The sequence below is a fragment of the Candidatus Amarolinea dominans genome (genome assembly GCA_016719785.1).
GTDB lineage: Bacteria > Chloroflexota > Anaerolineae > SSC4 > Amarolineaceae > Amarolinea > Amarolinea dominans.
In genome coordinates this window covers 75,285-91,489 of the sequence record JADJYJ010000028.1, presented here as the reverse complement: position 1 = coordinate 91,489, position 16,205 = coordinate 75,285, and the positions used below count along the sequence as shown (strand labels likewise).

The window sequence follows — 16,205 nt, the reverse complement described above, 5'->3', positions numbered from 1 at the left end:
GCGCTGCTGGCCTACACCTTCGGCTATCAGGGGGCGGCAACAGCGTGCGTCTGCGCACGGCAAACAACGGCTATGGCGGCGCGGTGCAGTTCAACTACAGCCCGGAATTCGTGGGCAACAACGCCGGATGCACCAGCTATCAGTGGCAAGTGGTGACCAGCCAGGTCATCACCAACGGCGCGGCGTCGGGGCTGGGGCTGTTCTCGACGACCGAATATGCCCGACAGGCGCGTGCCTACGTGACGCCGGTGGGGTGCAACAACGGCGCCGAGATCCCACGCGACACCTACGAATTTCTGGGCCACACTGCGGTAGGAAGTGGCGAAGGATGCGGCCGGGCCAGGCGGTGACGCAGCGCAATCACAGTTACAGCTATCAATACAACGCCAGCGCCGGCAAGCCCGACCCGCGGAGGGCAAGGAGACGTTGGTCATCACCACGCAGCCGGGTGGGGGCGAGCTGGCGCGTACGGCCACCGGCTGGCTGTTGCAGACGGTGGGCGGGGTGGATTGGCCTTACACGAGCGCGGTGACCCAAACCCAGGGCAGTGCGGTTGCGGTCACGCGTTACGCCTATGCGATGGCCAACCAGGGCGGCTGGCAATACGGCAACGTGACCCACGTGCGGGAATACGCCAATGCGACCGACACCACCCCCTATCGCACGACCGAACGCTGGTACTACCCGCGAGATGACGCCAGCGCCTACATCGTCAACCGGGTGGCGCAGGAGAAGCTGTGGGCGGGCGACAGCGGCGGCGCGTGTCAGAGCCAGACGCGGCAGATCTACGACACGACCGGCTTCAACCAGCAGCAGACGCCGCCGACCAAAGGCCAGTTGAAGGAGGTGTGGCAGGCCAAGACCTGCGATAGCGCCAACCAGGCCGACTGGGCGCGGCCGGCGCTCTACAGCTACGATCTCTACGGCAACCGCACCGGCGAGACCAACGCGGCCGGCGCGACGACGACCACAGCGTACGATGCGACCTTCAAGACCTACCCGGTGACCCAGACGACCACCCCCGGCGCGGGCGGCGGCGCGACTCTGATGACGAGCAACACCTATTACGGCGTGAGCGGGGCCGAGGCGAACGGCAGCGGGTTGGCGGGCCAGTTGCAGCGCAGCACCGACCCCAACAGCGCAGCGATCCGTCTGACGTATGACGTGTTCGGCCGCGTGACCGAAATCCGCAAGCCGGGCGCGGGGTGGGCGAACCCGGCCACCGAGAAGTACGCTTACACTGACAGCCCTGCGCCGCTGGCGGTCAGACACAGTTTGCGCGATGATCAGAACGGCGACGCGTCGGGCACAGTGACCTACCTGGACGATTGGGCATTCTACGACGGCCTGGGGCAGGTCATCCAGACGCAGCAGGAGGCCGCGTCCGACAGCCAGAGCATCGTGGCCAGCACGCAGTATCACCCGTTGGGCGGGGTCAAGCAACAGAACGTCCCCTATTTCTATGCGGCCGCCGGCGGCGCGTATCGGCCGCCGGACTGGGGCCAGGCCAAGACGCAGACGACCTATGATGCGTTGGGCCGGCCGCTGATGGTCACGCAGCCTGACAGCTCGACCACCGAGACCCGCTACGCAGTCGAATACAACCCGGCCGACCCGGATTTCAGCGCCCCGCGGCCTGTGGTCTACACCATCGACGCCAACCGACGCTTCGTGCGCCGTGCGTCCGATGTGTCTACTACGACGGCCACAATCGGCTGGTGGGCAAGACCTATCATGCGGGCATCAGCAACCTGGACACCCTGACGTGCAGCGGGGCTTATGCCGTCGGCTTCAGCTACGACAGCACGGCGAACGGCAACCTGGGCAAGGCCGACGCACGGGCATGAACGATCCATCGGGCAGCAAGCGCCTGGGCCTATGATCTGCGTGGCCGGGTGATCACCGAGACCCAGGTGATCAGCGGTACAGGGGCGGCGCCTTCGTGACGGCCTGGCGCTACGACTCAGCCGACCGGCCGCTGTGGCAAAAGTATCCTGGCGGCAACGCGGGCCAGGTGGGCGAGCAGGTGAATTTCACCTACAACACCCAGGGGTTGCTGCGCCAGGTGCGGAGCAACGGCAGCACCCTATGTGGGCGAGACGCTCTACAACGCGTTGGGCCAGGCGACGGAACGCTGGCTGGGCAGCACGACGGGAGTGGTGCAGCAGTCTCTACACCTACACCGCGGCGAGAACTTCCGGCTGGTGACGCGAAGACCGGCAAACGTCCCCCCACACCAATCTGCAGAACATCAGCTACACCTACGATGACGCCGACAACGTGGTGAGCATCATTGACATCACGGATGCAACGGCCCTCCGCCAATGCCGCCGGCCACCCAGACGCAGAGCTTCGCTCACGATGCGCTGCACTGTCTGAGCACCGCGCAGCCAGTGGCGCCACGGGCATGGCGGTTACAGCCAGAAGAACTACGGCTACAACGCCATCGGCAACCTGACCCACTTCGAGAGCACGACGCAGAATCAGTATATCAGAATGGCGCACACAAGCATGCGGTGACCCATGGTGGGACGACGGCCGGCTATCAGAAATACTGGTACGACGCCAACGGCAACGCCACCCGGCGCATCAACGGCAGTCAGATGTCACGTTGACCTACGATGCCGAGAACCGATTAACCGCGATGTCCGGGGGCGTCACGGCGAGTTACGTGTACGACGGCGACGGCAACCGGGTCAAGGAGACGATCAGCGGCGTCAGACGGTCTTCGTGGGCAACACCCACGAAATGGACAACGGCACGGTCAAGAAGTATTAGTACGCCGGCGACGCGCGTCGCGATGCGCACCGGGGACAGCACGATCAACTATCTGTTGGGCGATCATCTCGGCTCCACGGCGCTGACGCTGAACAGCGCCGGCAATCGCACACCAACAGAGTTTGCGCTACTATCCCTGGGCGCGTTAGCGTTACAATCCGGGCAGTCAGGTACCACCTACCGCTTCCACCGGTCAACGCTGGGATAGCGGCACGGCGTTGTATTTCTATCAGTCCGCTGGTAGACCCGCCGTCGGACGGTTCCTGAGCGCGGATACGATTGTGCCGGGGGCGGAAAATCCGCAATCGCTCAACAGGCACTCTTACGCGGCAATAACCCTGTCGGGTACCTGGATCCCCTGCCATTGGTTTGGAAGAACCGCGCTGGACATCGGTGCCTCGCCTATGACATCTGCGACGGGCTAAAAACAACGAATGGCTGAATTGGACAAATGGGCTATCATTGGTGGCCGATGGCGTCACCACGATTTTGCCTGTAATCGCCGGGGGCGGCGTAACGTGCGGGCCTTGATGCGCATGGCGACGATGCGCTGAAAGCGGTAGCGCACGCTGATGATGCAGTTCAGGCGATGTCGCATGTTGATGACGTCACTGATGCCTGGTCAAGCCGTTGGATGACCTACCGGACGATGAAATCTTGTACCAGTTCTCACGTCGTCCTGACCCGGATACAGGGGCATTTAGAGGCTTCCTGATACCTTGCGCACAAAACAGGGGGAAACGGGTATGTCTTGCCAGATTGCATCTCTGTGTGCTATGACTTAATTCGGGTAAACCAAACAATTCCCCAATAGAAAAGAGGGACCAGGTGCTGGCGATTGGGTGCGAGAGACGACAGGTGGGCGATGTCAAGCAATGGGGAGGTTAAACGATCCTGACTATCTGAAAGATACTAAGCTGCCATTTGGTCACGCTACGATTTACTCTTCAGGAGGTAAATGGGCTAAACCGTTTGACCGCATTTGGCGAAACGGACGTCCGATAGCAGAATGAAGTGATCCATGTCCTTTAGCACATACAGCCTTTCTGTTTGATTACCGCGCTTTTTCAATCTGCTGCGACTCCGCTGGCAGCAGAACTGGATGCTAGCAATCCCGGCTTCACTCGGGCACGGGTCGCTGAAATTCGTCGCAAAGTCGGCAGTTCAAAAACTGGATTCTTCATGATAAAAACCGAAATGGGAGATTTCCTGCCAGGGTGCGACCCACGATCTCGGGTGGTCTGTGGGGGAATTGGTTCCTGACCATTCTGTCTACCTTTCTGAGTCCTGCGTAGAACTAGGATATGACTAGCCCAAACTATCGTGCATGCTCCATAGCTTCGAGTGGACCAAATGAGGATGTATGGAAGGTGCTAGTAGGATTGCCAACCGTTTTACTGTCAGGACCCAATGTTCCATATAATATTAGCCCGAATGAGGTAGTTCCTATAGAAAACCAGTACCCTATTGGTATTTGATGGCACCTGACCGAAGCACCTATTGTGGTTGGCTGCCGGTGGAGAAAGTGGAGAAATTACATCAGCGATTGCTAGTCGGCCAGCACATGCTTGAAGAGGATCTGCGGACACGGATTGAACCTGCCACCCAACGTCTCTGCAACCAACGCTCACATCTCCCCGGATCTCAACCCTGACTACTGGTACGAACGCATTCCCATTGTTTACCAGCAAGCGGTTGAGATGATGAGCCAAGCTGAGGATGCCGGGGTAGCTATTCTCGATTGTATATCAAGCGTATGGTGATCAGAAGAATGGGGAGACGAAACTGACGAAGACCAAAGTTAGCGCACACACTTTGTACTTTCAGTCAAGCGAGTCCGTCTCAAGCCCGCTTCCCATGATATCCATCAGCTACGGAAAACGGCAGGGAGTCCCCATCGCGGCTACGCTGGCGCGCAGCCCTCCGGAAGGCCCACAGACCGGAGTGGATTGGCATGACCCAACGGCAACGCCGCCGGCGCATCGATGGCAGTCAGGACATCACGTTGACCTACGACGCCGAGAATCGGCTGACCGGCATGAGCGGCGGGGCAACCGCCAGCTACGTCTACGACGGGGATGGGACGCGCGTCAGGGAGACGAGCGGCAGCAGCACCACGACCGTTTATGTTGGCAACTACTACGAGCGGCTGACGTACCTGGAGGACTTCAGCGACGGGCAGGCGCAGGGCTGGACGGCAAGCAGCGGGACGTGGGCGGTGACGAGTGGCGGCTATCGCCAGAGCGCGACGAGCAGCAACACCAACGCTAATCTCGCCTTCGGACAAACCGCGGCGCTGAACTACGAGTGGACAGCGACCTACACCAGCGGGACGAGCGCCGGGCTGTACCTGTTCGCCTCGGCGGCCAGCGGGGCCGAGCGCGGCAACAGCTACCGCATCTGGCAGGATGCGACGCATGTGCGCATCTACGAGAACGCTGGCAACGTCGCCACGCTGCGCGTCAGTTTCGCTGCGGCGAATGCGGCAGAACAGACGCACAGCTACAAGGTGAGCTACGATCCGTTGACCGGGCGCTTCGACCTGGCGGAATGGCGGCAGCCTGGGTGCGTGGACGGACACGACCGCCGTGAAGAGCGGCAGTTTCGTCTCGCTGCGCACCGATGGCGCGAACGTGCTGTTCGACAGCCTCACGTTCACGCGTAGAGCAAATGCTACGTCGGCGGGCAGCGGGTGGCGGTGCGCCATAACACCAGCGCGGCGGTGAACTACCTGCTGACGGATCATCTCGGTTCCACGGCCATCACGCTGGATCAGAACGGCACCCGCGGACCGAACTGCGCTACTATCCCTTTGACGCGGCGCGTTAACGCTAACAAACCAGGTGACGACCTACCGCTTCCACCGGACGCGATGGGACAGCGGCACGGCGTTGTATTTCTACCAGTCCCGCTGGTACGACCCGCTCATCGGGCGATTTCTCGCCGCAGATACGATCGTGCTGTAACCAACAAACTACACCCCAAGCATCGCAACCTGTTTTCTCTGCGGACGTTATTACCGTCACCGACCCGCGCCACCCCCTGTGCGGACGGACGATGCCGCTGCTCGCGACCCACGAAAGACCCGGTCAAACCTGGTTCGAGGTCGAACAGGCCCCTGGCATACGCCGCTGGCTCCCTGTGGGCGTGACCGACCAGAGCAACCTGGCGCAGACCACATGCCTCGTGTCCCCTCGTCTGGCATTCTGTGCGACAATTGCTGGCACACCACACGGCGATCATCGCCGGCCCAGAGGAGGACGCAGCAGATGGATGCCCGATGAGAGGGAGCAGACGGACACGGCCGGTGCCATCGAGTCTGATGGCACCGGCCGCAGTGTGGGGGAGTATGACGGAGGCGCAACAGGAACGCGTGCGTCGGATCGTGGCGCAGGTCTGCCGGGAGCGGCTGGACGAGGAGCGGTGCGATGAGCCAGCGTGAAGGGTCCAGCAAAGTGAGCGAGAAGCACTTGGCGCGATGGCTTACGTCTATATTCGGCAATCCACGCTCCAGCAAGTGGTACGCAACCCGGAGAGCCAGGTCAACCAACGGCAGATGGTGGGGCGGGCGATTGGGTTGGGTGGTCGGCAGAGCGCATCGAGGTGATGGACGAAGATCAAGGGCGCTCAGGCAGCGACAGCGCAAGTCGGAGCGGATTCCAGCGACTGGTGACGGAAGTCAGCATGGGGCGGGTCGGCATCATCATCGGCTACGAAGTATCGTCGCCTTGCGGAACAACGGAGACTGGTATCATTTGTTAGTTGGCGGCTGTATGCGACACGCTGATTGCCGACCACGACGGCGTCTACCATCCGCGGCAATTCAACGACCGGCTCTTGTTGGGACTGAAGGGGACAATGAGTGAGGCAGAACTCCACGATCGAAGCAACGATTGGAAGAGGACGGCTGCGGCAAGTGGAACGGGGAGCGTGCCCGCCAGGTGTTGCCGACGGGACTGGGACGGGCCGCCGACGGGCGGGTGGAGAAAGACCCGGACGAGCGGGTGCGCGGAGCATCGAGTTGGTGCTGGCAAAATTCGCCGAATTGGGGAGTTGCGGGCAAGTGTTGCACTACCTGCAGCGCGCAGAACTGCTGCTACCCGCCACGCCAAGCTGCATGGAGCAGTGCGCGAGAGATCGTGTGGAAGCCACCAACAGACACGGCGATCTACGAGATCGTGCGCAATCCGGCCTATGCAGGTGCGTTTGTGTATGGGCGAAGGCGCCACACGCCGGGGCAACCGCCAGCCGTGCGGGGGCGTCGGCCGCAAGAGGAATGGATCGCCATTGTGTGCGACGTCTACCCGGCCTACATTACGTGGGCGCAGTACGAAGCGAACCAGGCGCAGTTGGTCCGGAATGGACAGCGCACCGGCGGTGCAGATCCACGCGCAGTGGGCGCAACACGGGAAGGGCCTGGTTTGCTGCAAGGACTGGCGGTGTGCGGACACTGCGGCTACCATCGTCAAGTGATGTACAAAGAAGGTTATCACCACTACCCGTGCCAGAACATGCGGCGCCGGTACGGCGTGGCGGCCTGTCCCACGATTCACGGGCCCAAGGTGGACGCGGCGGTCGCACAAGCCTTCTTTGCGGCCCTGCGCCCGGCCAACCTCGACGTACTGGCAGAGGTATTAGCGGCACAGCGCACAGAACAGGAACCGTCTTGACGGCGCAATGGGCCGCACAGGTCAAGCAAGCCGAGTACGAAGCGCAGCGGGCGCAGCGGCAGTACAGCCAGGTCGAGCCGGAGAACCGGCTGGTGGCGGGGCGAACTGGAGCGGCGCTGGGAGGAAAAGCTACGCCAGTTACGCAACGTCGAGGAAACGGCGCAGCGCTGGCGTGAACGCAACAGTGCGCCGCAGAAGATCACGCCCGAGCTGCGTGAGCAATTTGCCCACCTCTCGGCGCACCTGCCCGCAGTATGGAAGGTTGCACACCTGCACAGCGCAAAACCCTGCTGCGCCTGGTCAGGAGCGGTGATCCTGAGACGAGACATAGCCGACCGGGTGCATAGCGCATCGTGGCTCTCCGGCCACTACACCGGCTTGGAAGTGCAGACGCCGGTCGGCGACAAACGACCGTCAGCGGCTATGCGGCGATGGTGGAACGAGTGGGCGCATTGCATGCAGGGCCTGGACGACACCCAGATTGCGGCGCAACTGAGTCGGGAGGGCTTCCACTCAGCGGCGCAGCGATGTGGCGGAGGATGCCGTGACGACGATTCGGCATGCATACAGGTGGCTCGACCGAACCGGTCCTCGACCGGTCGTGCGCAGAGATATCACCTCCGTCCCCGCACTGGCGCAACGCCTGGGCGTCAGGCCCCAGTGGGTCTACCGCCGACTGCATACCGGTCAGATCGAAGCCGAATCACGTGACCCGCGACCCAGAGACACAGCAGTGCTGGATTCAGGATGATCCAGCATTGATATCGCGCCTGCAGATCCAGGCGTGATACTAATTGCAAGGTTAGGAGGGCATTGTGATGATACGATCGTTCCCCGGCCGGAAGATCCGCAAAATCTGAATCGGTACAGCTACGTCGGGAATCAACCACTGACGTCAGCATAATGCACCTCAAGTGAGTGTGGGATTGGGGATGGGTTGGGGTGGCCGCTGGATGTACCAGCGCCAGACGTGATTGCGCCAGATGCGATAGGCGAGCAGGGTACCCGCCTGCACCCGCTGGCGAATCTGCTCAGGACTGAGGCCCAGGGCGGACGGTGCGTCGGCCTCGAGGATCAAATCTGGGGTCAGGGGCGCGGCGCCGCTGTAGCGGTGGTGATACGCCTCTGTCAGGCGCACCCAGAGCGGGGCATGGGGTTGACGCTGTTCACCCACCAGTCGGCCGCGGCGATACCAGTCGCAGATCATGCCCGGCGAGACGTTGAGTTGTTGCGCCGCCTCCGCTGCCGAGAGCAACCCATCTCCGCGCGGGCCGGGTTGCCTGGCGTAGGGGCCGCACGCGGTGGGGATGCGATACTTGATGCGCGTCTGACGCACGTTTTCTTTCGTCCAGGCGTGATGCGTCGCCGTCTGCCGCCCTTCGGCGTTCAGGATTTCGGCGATCCGATAGTCCGGCTCCGTCGCGGCAAGCTCCCGTAGCCGAGCCAGCACCGGTTGGGGCGTGCGACAGCCGGGACGCGGGCGTGGGACTGTCACCTCGGTGGCGGCGCCGGTCTGCCACAGCACCTGGATGCGGGTAAAGCCAACCTGACTTGAGCTGTCGAGGGTCACGGTTTTGAGTCAGGCAGCGCAGCAGGCGTTTGCGGTCGGCGTTCGTTGTAGTCGGGGCATGCCAGAGGGCAGGCAGATCTGCGGCCAGACGGCGGATTTGTGCCTGTTCAGCGCTGCTGAGTGGCAGAGGCGCTGCGGCTTGTAGTTCGGTCCAGGCCCGCTCGACTGTCTGAACGGCGACGAGTTGTTCTTCCCACCGTCGTTCCAACTCGGCGGCGACCAGGCGGTTGTCTGGGTCACCTGTTCGTAGCGCCGACGGGCGAGAGTAGCCTCGTAGCGGGCGTGTTCCAGGCGCTCAGCCAATGGCGCTGTAACTGCTGACGTTCAGCCTCGGCCTGTTGGCTGGCCACCAATGCCAATTCTGAGTTGAGCCGGTTGCACGGCGGCTAACAGAAACCGCTAACGGCGACATCCACGTGCGTCACGCCGAAACGTTGGCAGCGAGGCTGGGCCAGGGCTTGGCTGAGCGCCTCGCAGACGTAGATCGGCTTGTTGCGGTAACGCAGGTGCAGCGGGCGCCACAGCGAGCGCACAAGACGATGCCGTGCAGGCAAGGCCGCCCTTCCCGCGCCGGTCCGGCGGCAGCCATGGGCGCCAACTGACGATTTTCGGCCAGTTGTTTTTGGTTCTCCTGGTACTCAGCCCAGGTGATGTAGCCCTCGTGGGCGTCGGGTTTGAGCACAATCCATTTTTCCTGCGGCAAGCGCTGCCGGCGCACTTTGCCCTGACTGCCCGGCAGGTGTTGACCCTGCGTACGACCATAGGCATAGACGCCAGCATAGATGGGGCGTTTCAATATCTGATAGATGGTGGTGAAATCGGCCGGCCGCCACGCCACCAGGCGCCCCCCTAACCCATCAGATGTCAGGTACGGCAGGGTCAGTTGGTGGTCGTGGCAGTAGTGCAGGATGCGGTGCGCACTGCCCAATTGGCGAAAGAGCGCAAAGACCAGGCGGATGGCGTCCTGCACCTGGCGGTCGGCGGTCAGCACGACTCGGCCATCTGCAAGCCGATCATACCCCACCGGCAGACGTAAGGCAAGTTCGCCGCGTCTGGCTTTGTTGAAGAGTGCGGCGGTCAGGTGGGTGCGCATGTTGTACCACTGGGCTTCGGCAAAGGTGCCCTTGAGGCCGAGCAGCAGACGGTCATCGAACAGGCGCGGGTCGTAGATTCCGGCGGAATCGGAGATCAGGGTGGCGCAGAGAGAGGCCAGATCGAGAAGCCTATACCAGTCAGCGCAGTTGCGGGCCAGGCGCGAGACATCGGTGACCAAAATGATGCCAACCTGGGCGAGGCCAACGGCGGTAACCAACGTCTGAAAGCCGGTCCGCTCGGCGCTGGAGATGCCGGATTTGCCCAGGTCATCGTCAATGATCTGCACCTGCTCTGTGGGCCAACCGAGGCTGACGGCGCGTTGGGCGAGCTGGTATTGCAGGTCCTGACTCGCCAGGTGCTCTTTGACCTGACCGGGAGTGGGCTGGCGAATGTAGACCACGGCTTGACGAGCCAGATGGCCGGGTTGAATCTTAGTCGGGCTGGTCATGGCTGGCCTCCATCTGCTTGACCTTGACAAGGATCTGTGCCAGAATCAGCACAGCCTGCTTCTGCAGGGAATGAGGCAGACTCAGCCAGACATCCTGACTCCTGATAGAGGGAGGAGGTTGTTGGGGTGAGGTGGATTGCGGGGCTAGTTAGTGCGAATGGGACATGGTGCGTTTCCTCCTTACGAGAGTTCGCACACCATGATAGCCAGTTGGCGCAAGATTGTCACGTGTACAGGGGGGAGGTCGGCCGAGATTATCGGCGAGAAATTCACGCTGTCCTCAACCGCACGACACCAGGCTTGTGGCACAAGCTGCCGGGCGCCTGCGTCCGTCTCGATGAGCCAGCATGGTTCATCCGCATGCGGACGCCGACCGTTTCGCAGCACCTTGACGATCTGTCCGCACAAGGGGTGATGTGGCTGCACGATCCGCACATGCCGCAGATCTGTAACCGCTTCGGGGGTAGTATGTTGATGTAACTCCACTCGGGTTCATCGATCCAAGCGGACACGCAGCCATATGTGGAACAAGTGCAGATGATGGTTGTGGCGGCATAGATGCGCTCCAAAGCATTGAAATGCAACTGCGGCAAGGAAGACTGGATCCAATCGGCGCCAAGCAAGCGTATTATCAGTATTACCTGGCGCACCCTGGCGAGAACGCAGGCGCCTATCAGCCACTCAACCCAACTGAAGAATTCAACGGCATCATCTCGACCGGATATGCGCAAGCTCAAGCGGAGTCTGGTGCAGCAAATCTTGGCGGGTTAGCACTGGGCGCAGCGACCGACAATGGCGTAATCTTCGAGGCGATGTCCGGTTATGGGGGCAATGCGGCGCATGGGATTGGGCTTCTGGCGGCTGGTGTTGCGGGCGGCATCCGAACAAACATGGATCTCCATGCTTTTGGTAGTCGAGCGGGGCCTCGTCCGCCGAGATCAGGCAAGGATATTTTCCCCGGCGCTGATAACATGCTGGCACCTCAGACATCGCCTTTTCCAGACGGTGCTTCTACCTTTGCTGATCCAAACATGGCGCCTCTCACTGGGCATTACCACAGGTTGCCAGGTGGCACAGAACTCCCACTTGGCCTCAATGCAGTGGCCGATGGTCTTGACGTGAACGTTGCAAGTCTTCACCCAGCGACGCATCATATGATTTTCAACACGGTGGAGATGGCATTCGACCGATTCGTTGATCTGTTTAGTAGCTTGCCGTGGCAGTATGGAGGAAATAAGAAGTGATGGAACCATCTTATGCACGGGATCTGGCCATTTGGAACCGACTGGTCCAAAGCCACGAGGCCTTCGCTTTCGCATCAGTCGAATTCCTGACAGGGCCGGTCGATCGTGTTACCGTGCTCCGGGGCGCCCTACGTGGTCACGGCAAGCACACAGCTACCTGGATGCTGAGGTCTTTGAGACAATCTGAGCTACAGGAGCTCTTTGATGACCTTGTATTTCAGGCCAGCTACGCGCACGGTGAGATCAAGGCCGTTAGAGATGTTATATTGTCTTTGCCTCGCGAATGGGTCATCTCAAACATTGAAAGCGTTGCGGAGCCTTTACTTGCTAATGGCACATACGATGAGTATAGGCGACTGCTGGAGCTTTTTGCACTACTCGATCCCTTGCTTACCAAAAGATTAGCAGAAAGAGCCGCGCAGCACTCAGATCCAGATATCCAGGAGGTAGGGCACGATTTTTTGATTTAGGACTCAATACTGGAATCGTTCGGTTCGGCAACAGGCTCAGCGGGGGTTTGGCGCAGTTACGAAGATTGCTCGGTGGGGGCGCTCAGATCAGGTCGGAATCATGTTTCGGCCATCCCTGTGCGTTGCCACCAGGCACCGATACTGTGCGCATATCCAATGCCGTAAATGATGCAACCTGGCTGATGCATACTGTCGTGCATGAATTGGCACACGTCATTGACTAGCACAGCAACATCCAGATCGGCACGATCACCATGTATGGCCAAACAGCGGCGACCTATGGACGTTTCTCCAGCGCCTGGGGCGAGCCTCCTCTGACCAAGTATGCGGCCGGTATCGGAGCAGGATTCAGGGCCTACCCAGATTCGTGGGATATCTGGGCCGAAGCGGTGACAGTTTGGGTCTTTGGAAACGTGGGTGCCGGTGGGGTTTTCATCCCCACTTACGGAGCAAATGATATCAAGTATCTAAAGATCTCTACCTCTGCATTGAACGTACAAATGGGTCGAATCCAGGCGCTTCTGGAGGGGTGGCGATGAAAGCAATATCTTGTCTTATTTTCCTGCTTCTGGCGCTATCTCTTTCTTCCTGTAACGCCTTTTTCGCTCAGACCCCAGGCTGCAAACAAATGGTCAGCTCGGAGTTGCGGGCACAAATAGGAAGAGAGTTCACGGTGGATGATTTGCTAACGTGGATCAGCACTACTTATCAGATCCCGCGTGAAGACATTAGTGTTTTTTCGATAGGAGATGGTGATGAAGTATCGCTTTCTTGGAAGGTCATGCGCGTTGAATATCAAGCTGATATTAGCGCCGCCAGATTGGACAGTATTGCTCTCCGTTTTTTTCAGCCGATGAAACCAACAATCGCCGAGGTGATCGCTTGTTTTGGAGAACCTGATCTTTACAGCGCAAGATACGGATTGGTTAGCGAGGGCGGCCCACAACTCGATCTAGATCTGTTGTTTCCCACTCAAGGCATCTTTGCCTGGGGCACGATTTATTTCGAGATGAATACCAGGCAACCACCCGCTATCACGCCGAACTTTCCCACCGCATCTCTTATATTCAAGCAGCCTGGCCCAGCAGACCAGTTTACCAGGTTTTTGTGTTGGGATCCCGGTTCAGATGTTTGCCAAGAGATCGCAGCCAGCTATAGGCCATGGGTCAAGGACTGGAAAGCCATCGAAATAGGACCGCAAATCCAACAGTGATCTCTGTCTGGTTGAGCATCAAATTATATGGCTATGATGATGACACCTGGGTTCGACCAGCATCACGGCGAGCGAGGCGGGTGTACGCATGGCAGAGTTGCGGTACAAGCCCTGGGGGGAGACTCGCGGGGCGACCGATGAAGCGACGCCGACGAAGCGCCGTTTCACCGGACAGGTGCTGGACGAGGTGGCGGGCGGGTTGTATTTCTATAACGCGAGATACTACGACCCGGCGGTCGGGCGGTTCACTCAGGCCGATACGCTGGTGCTGTAACCAACAAACTACACCCCAAGCATCGCAACCTGTTTTCTCTGCGGACGTTATTACCGTCACCGACCCGCGCCACCCCCTGTGCGGACGGACGATGCCGCTGCTCGCGACCCACGAAAGACCCGGTCAAACCTGGTTCGAGGTCGAACAGGCCCCTGGCATACGCCGCTGGCTCCCTGTGGGCGTGACCGACCAGAGCAGCCTGGCGCAACCACATGCCTCGTGTCCCCTCGACTGGCATTCTGTGCGACAATTGCTGGCACACTACACGGCGATCATCGCCGGGCCAGAGGAGGACGCAGCAGATGGATGCCCAGATGAGAGGGGAGCAGACGGAACTGCGGCCGGTGCCATCGAGTCTGATGGCACCGGCCGCAGTGTGGGGGAGTATGACGGAGGCGCAACAGGAACGCGTGCGTCGGATCGTGGCGCAGGTCTGCCGGGAGCGGCTGGACGAGGAGCGGTGCGATGAGCCAGCGTGAAGGGGTCCAGCAAAGTGAGCGAGAAGCACTTGGCGCGGATGGCTTACGTCTATATTCGGCAATCCACGCTCCAGCAAGTGGTACGCAACCCGGAGAGCCAGGTCAACCAACGGCAGATGGTGGGGCGGGCGATTGGGTTGGGGTGGTCGGCGGAGCGCATCGAGGTGATAGACGAAGATCAAGGGCGCTCAGGCAGCGACAGCGCAAGTCGGAGCGGATTCCAACGACTGGTGACGGAAGTCAGCATGGGGCGGGTCGGCATCATCATCGGCTACGAAGTATCGCGCCTGCGCGGAACAACGGAGACTGGTATCATTTGCTTGACTTGGCGGCTGTATGCGACACGCTGATTGCCGACCACGACGGCGTCTACCATCCGCGGCAATTCAACGACCGGCTCTTGTTGGGACTGAAGGGGACAATGAGTGAGGCAGAACTCCACATTCTGAAGCAACGATTGGAAGAGGGACGGCTGCGGCAAGTGGAACGGGGAGCATACCGCCAGGTGTTGCCGACGGGACTGGGACGGGCCGCCGACGGGCGGGTGGAGAAAGACCCGAGAGAGCGGGTGCGCGGGAGCATCGAGTTGGTGCTGGCAAAATTCGCCGAATTGGGGAGTTGCGGGCAGGTGTTGCACTACCTGCGGCGCGCAGAACTGCTGCTACCGCGTCGCCAGCTGCATGGAGCAGTGCGCGGAGAGATCGTGTGGAAGCCACCAACAGACACGGCGATCTACGAGATCGTGCGCAATCCGGCCTATGCAGGTGCGTTTGTGTATGGGCGAAGGCGCCACACGCCGGGGCAACCGCCAGCCGTGCGGGGGCGTCGGCCGCAAGAGGAATGGATCGCCATTGTGTGCGACGTCTACCCGGCCTACATTACGTGGGCGCAGTACGAAGCGAACCAGGCGCAGTTGGTCCGGAATGGACAGCGCACCGGCGGTGCAGATCTACGCGCGGTGGGCGCAACACGGGAAGGGCCTGGTTTGCTGCAAGGACTGGCGGTGTGCGGACACTGCGGCTACCATCGTCAAGTGATGTACAAAGAAGGTTATCACCACTACCCGTGCCAGAACATGCGGCGCCGGTACGGCGTGGCGGCCTGTCCCACGATTCACGGGCCCAGGGTGGACGCGGCGGTCACACAAGCCTTCTTTGCGGCCCTGCGCCCGGCCAACCTCGACGTACTGGCAGAGGTATTAGCGGCACAGCGCACAGAACAGGAACAGCTGACGGCGCAATGGGCCGCACAGGTCAAGCAAGCCGAGTACGAAGCGCAGCGGGCGCAGCGGCAGTACAGCCAGGTCGAGCCGGAGAACCGACTGGTGGCGGGCGAACTGGAGCGGCGCTGGGAGGAAAAGCTACGCCAGTTACGCAACGTCGAGGAAACGGCGCAGCGCTGGCGTGAACGCAACAGTGCGCCGCAGAAGATCACGCCCGGAGCCTGCGTGAGCAATTTGCCCACCTCTCGGCGCACCTGCCCGCAGTATGGGAAGGTTGCACACCTGCACAGCGCAAAACCCTGCTGCGCAGCCTGGTCGAGCGGGTGATCCTGAGACGAGACATAGCCGACCGGGTGCATGTGCGCATCGTGTGGCTCTCCGGCCACTACACCGACTTGAAGTGCAGACGCCGGTCGGCGTACAAACGACCGTCAACGGCTATGCGGCGATGGTGGAACGAGTGGGCGCATTGCATGCGCAGGGCCTGGACGACACCCAGATTGCGGCGCAACTGAGTCGGGAGGGCTTCCACTCAGCGCGGCGCAGCGATGTGGCGGAGGATGCCGTGACGACGATTCGGCATGCATACAGGTGGCTCGACCGAACCGGTCCTCGACCGGTCGTGCGCGAGGATATCATACCGTCCCCGCACTGGCGCAACGCCTGGGCGTCAGGCCCCAGTGGGTCTACCGCCGACTGCATACCGGTCAGATCGAAGCCGAATACGTAACCCGCGACCCAC

At 60.9% G+C, this 16,205-nt stretch carries 19 protein-coding genes; 17 read left to right on the top strand and 2 right to left on the bottom strand.

Translation table 11 applies throughout. From position 1 onward, the window contains the following. Nucleotides 1-44 precede the first annotated feature (44 nt). The 8 genes from IPM84_21480 (at nucleotide 45) to IPM84_21445 (ending at nucleotide 7,624) form a co-directional block, all read left to right on the top strand. Complete coding sequence (locus IPM84_21480; protein MBK9095280.1) at nucleotides 45-350, top strand: hypothetical protein; 306 nt, start codon at nucleotides 45-47, stop codon at nucleotides 348-350. Further along, a complete protein-coding gene (locus IPM84_21475) occupies nucleotides 319-1,764 on the top strand; it encodes an RHS repeat protein (protein ID MBK9095279.1) in 1,446 nt (481 codons plus the stop codon). Before IPM84_21480 ends, IPM84_21475 begins: the two co-directional genes overlap by 32 nt. Before the next feature lie 178 nt (nucleotides 1,765-1,942). Next, complete coding sequence (locus IPM84_21470) at nucleotides 1,943-2,287, top strand: hypothetical protein (protein MBK9095278.1); 345 nt, start codon at nucleotides 1,943-1,945, stop codon at nucleotides 2,285-2,287. 195 nt (nucleotides 2,288-2,482) lie between these two features. Beyond that, a complete protein-coding gene (locus IPM84_21465; GenBank protein ID MBK9095277.1) occupies nucleotides 2,483-2,986 on the top strand; it encodes a hypothetical protein in 504 nt (167 codons plus the stop codon). A gap of 1,746 nt (nucleotides 2,987-4,732) precedes the next feature. Beyond that, a complete protein-coding gene (locus IPM84_21460; protein ID MBK9095276.1) occupies nucleotides 4,733-5,443 on the top strand; it encodes a hypothetical protein in 711 nt (236 codons plus the stop codon). Nucleotides 5,444-5,621: 178 nt separating this feature from the next. Beyond that, a complete protein-coding gene (locus IPM84_21455; GenBank protein MBK9095275.1) occupies nucleotides 5,622-5,744 on the top strand; it encodes a hypothetical protein in 123 nt (40 codons plus the stop codon). A 1,173-nt stretch (nucleotides 5,745-6,917) separates the two neighbouring features. Beyond that, on the top strand, nucleotides 6,918-7,448 hold the full coding sequence (locus tag IPM84_21450) for a recombinase zinc beta ribbon domain-containing protein (protein MBK9095274.1): 531 nt from the start codon (nucleotides 6,918-6,920) through the stop codon (nucleotides 7,446-7,448). After that, a complete protein-coding gene (locus IPM84_21445) occupies nucleotides 7,445-7,624 on the top strand; it encodes a hypothetical protein (GenBank protein ID MBK9095273.1) in 180 nt (59 codons plus the stop codon). Before IPM84_21450 ends, IPM84_21445 begins: the two co-directional genes overlap by 4 nt. Nucleotides 7,625-8,358: 734 nt before the next feature. Here the strand turns inward: IPM84_21445 and IPM84_21440 are convergent. Together IPM84_21440 and IPM84_21435 are read right to left on the bottom strand one after the other, a co-directional pair. After that, nucleotides 8,359-9,018, bottom strand: a complete 660-nt coding sequence (locus IPM84_21440; GenBank protein ID MBK9095272.1) for a hypothetical protein — start codon at nucleotides 9,016-9,018, stop codon at nucleotides 8,359-8,361. A 421-nt stretch (nucleotides 9,019-9,439) separates the two neighbouring features. Further along, complete coding sequence (locus IPM84_21435) at nucleotides 9,440-10,561, bottom strand: recombinase family protein (protein MBK9095271.1); 1,122 nt, start codon at nucleotides 10,559-10,561, stop codon at nucleotides 9,440-9,442. Between the two features lie 300 nt (nucleotides 10,562-10,861). Here IPM84_21435 and IPM84_21430 point away from each other — a divergent pair, with 300 nt between their 5' ends. The 9 genes from IPM84_21430 to IPM84_21390 all read left to right on the top strand — a co-directional run bounded on the left by IPM84_21430 (nucleotide 10,862) and on the right by IPM84_21390 (nucleotide 16,193). Continuing rightward, nucleotides 10,862-11,041 carry a hypothetical protein gene (locus tag IPM84_21430; protein MBK9095270.1) on the top strand — a complete coding sequence of 60 codons (180 nt, stop codon included), beginning with the start codon at nucleotides 10,862-10,864 and terminating at the stop codon, nucleotides 11,039-11,041. 98 nt (nucleotides 11,042-11,139) lie between these two features. Continuing rightward, complete coding sequence (locus IPM84_21425) at nucleotides 11,140-11,805, top strand: hypothetical protein (GenBank protein ID MBK9095269.1); 666 nt, start codon at nucleotides 11,140-11,142, stop codon at nucleotides 11,803-11,805. After that, nucleotides 11,805-12,275 carry a hypothetical protein gene (locus IPM84_21420; protein MBK9095268.1) on the top strand — a complete coding sequence of 157 codons (471 nt, stop codon included), beginning with the start codon at nucleotides 11,805-11,807 and terminating at the stop codon, nucleotides 12,273-12,275. The genes IPM84_21425 and IPM84_21420 overlap by 1 nt, the downstream gene beginning before the upstream one ends. Nucleotides 12,276-12,810: 535 nt before the next feature. Continuing rightward, nucleotides 12,811-13,488, top strand: a complete 678-nt coding sequence (locus IPM84_21415) for a hypothetical protein (protein MBK9095267.1) — start codon at nucleotides 12,811-12,813, stop codon at nucleotides 13,486-13,488. Nucleotides 13,489-13,576: 88 nt separating this feature from the next. After that, entirely contained in the window at nucleotides 13,577-13,762 is a 186-nt protein-coding gene (locus IPM84_21410) for a hypothetical protein (protein ID MBK9095266.1), read from the top strand. Between the two features lie 302 nt (nucleotides 13,763-14,064). Then, entirely contained in the window at nucleotides 14,065-14,241 is a 177-nt protein-coding gene (locus IPM84_21405) for a hypothetical protein (GenBank protein ID MBK9095265.1), read from the top strand. A 14-nt stretch (nucleotides 14,242-14,255) separates the two neighbouring features. Then, a complete protein-coding gene (locus IPM84_21400) occupies nucleotides 14,256-14,591 on the top strand; it encodes a recombinase family protein (GenBank protein MBK9095264.1) in 336 nt (111 codons plus the stop codon). Next, a complete protein-coding gene (locus tag IPM84_21395) occupies nucleotides 14,558-15,790 on the top strand; it encodes a recombinase family protein (protein MBK9095263.1) in 1,233 nt (410 codons plus the stop codon). Before IPM84_21400 ends, IPM84_21395 begins: the two co-directional genes overlap by 34 nt. A 43-nt stretch (nucleotides 15,791-15,833) precedes the next feature. Beyond that, the gene (locus tag IPM84_21390) at nucleotides 15,834-16,193 is read left to right on the top strand and encodes a hypothetical protein (protein MBK9095262.1); all 360 of its coding nucleotides are present in this window, start codon (nucleotides 15,834-15,836) and stop codon (nucleotides 16,191-16,193) included. Nucleotides 16,194-16,205 lie beyond the last annotated feature (12 nt).